The sequence below is a fragment of the Novipirellula sp. genome, from assembly GCF_041583735.1.
GTDB lineage: Bacteria > Planctomycetota > Planctomycetia > Pirellulales > Pirellulaceae > Novipirellula.
In genome coordinates this window covers 1-1,521 of sequence record NZ_JBFHFD010001032.1, presented here as the reverse complement: position 1 = coordinate 1,521, position 1,521 = coordinate 1, and the positions used below count along the sequence as shown (strand labels likewise).

1 pseudogene is annotated in these 1,521 nt (G+C 55.3%); it reads right to left on the bottom strand.

The window, feature by feature from the left end:
* Positions 1-1,414 (bottom strand): annotated as a pseudogene (locus tag ABX962_RS35785) (sodium:solute symporter); the annotation flags it as partial.
* Positions 1,415-1,521: the final 107 nt, after the last annotated feature.

The window sequence follows — 1,521 nt, the reverse complement described above, 5'->3', positions numbered from 1 at the left end:
TGCCAAACAGACGCACGCTAGGACTAAAACGCTTTTCCAAGTACTCGTACGCACTGGTTGCGTCGATCCGGCGGTAAAACGGCATCACCACAAAGACCGCCAGCACCGCGACCACCGGAATCATGAAATTGCCAATCGAGTAGACCCAATCCTGAGCAAACGATTTGGACGGAATGCCGGTGAACGTCAGCGAGCTGAGCATGGTGGCAAAGATGCTGCAGCCAGCGGCCCACCACGGAATCGTCTGGCCGCCCCGGAAGAAATCGTTCGTGTTCTTGTTCTTGTTGGTGAAGTAGACGCCAACGCCAACCATCGCAAGCAAATAGCTAAAAAGGACGATGTAATTGACCGCGCCGAAGTCTCGATCGGTGCTGGTCGGTGTGACGCGGTACACCTGGGGCGATCGCACGCGTGGACGAATCTCGCCGCTGGGAACGATGATTGAATCGTTCCACTTCACTGCGATCGTGGTGACATGGTTGGCAGGCGTCGCACCCGCTTCGACCCAGGTATCGGTGATCGTGTGATACGCCAGCGATTGTTTGATAAAGCCAGGATGATCGTCTTTGAGCTCATCGCCCTTAAAAAACAGTGAGCCATCGGCGCCGCCCAGCACGAAGATGTGGCTTTGTCCGAAGCCAATTCCGGTGCCAGCCATCACGCACCGCGGCGTTTCATTTCGCTGCCGCCACTGCTGTGTCGCGGGCGTGTATTCCCAAACGTCCTTTAGAAAGTCAACATTCTCGCCGTCTTGTCGCCGGCCGCTGATCACATAGACACAGTCGTGATACCCGTTGTGCTGTGCGACAGTCAGATTGAACGCGCGGGAGGGACCAGGACACGGCAGAAGCTCTTTCCAGCGGAATGCGTTGGCGTTGCCTCGCTGTGACAAGTCCAACGACCAAAAATCCGACATCGCCGACTCGAGTGAAGCATCCTGTTGGCCGCCAGCGAAATAGATCGTATTACCAGATAACGTGGCCGCTCCATGGGCACACGGCTTTGGTAGCGGCGGATATTCCGCGACCGTAATTTTTTCGCCATCCCACTGCAGCAAGAAGACTTCATTGTACGTGCCGGTGGAGTCGCTTCCACCGATACAGACGACGCCGTCGTCAGTCGAAACGGCGGCGCCATAGGCGATCGGTTTGGCGAGTTTGCCGCCGTCTTTCCACTTGTAATCGTTACGGTCGTTTCCGAGGCCCTTCTTGACGAGTACGAAGATCTCGTCATGCCATTGTTTTTCGCTCTGCCAAACCGGTTTTGCAAAGTTTGCACCTCCGGCGATGATCAATGCGTCATTGTGAACCCCTGCATAGGGCCCCGCAAATCCCAGCTCATCGGGCATCGGTGGCAATTCGTTCCAAGTCAACCATTGCGGCTCGTCGGACCAGGTCTTTGAATCAGCAAACATCGACATCGCGCCAATGAATACGCAGGCAAGAAAGATCGATGTGGCGAAGTGCCTCATAGCGAATTCGTCGAAAGCGAAGAACTTGATTGTGACCACTGAAAGTATCC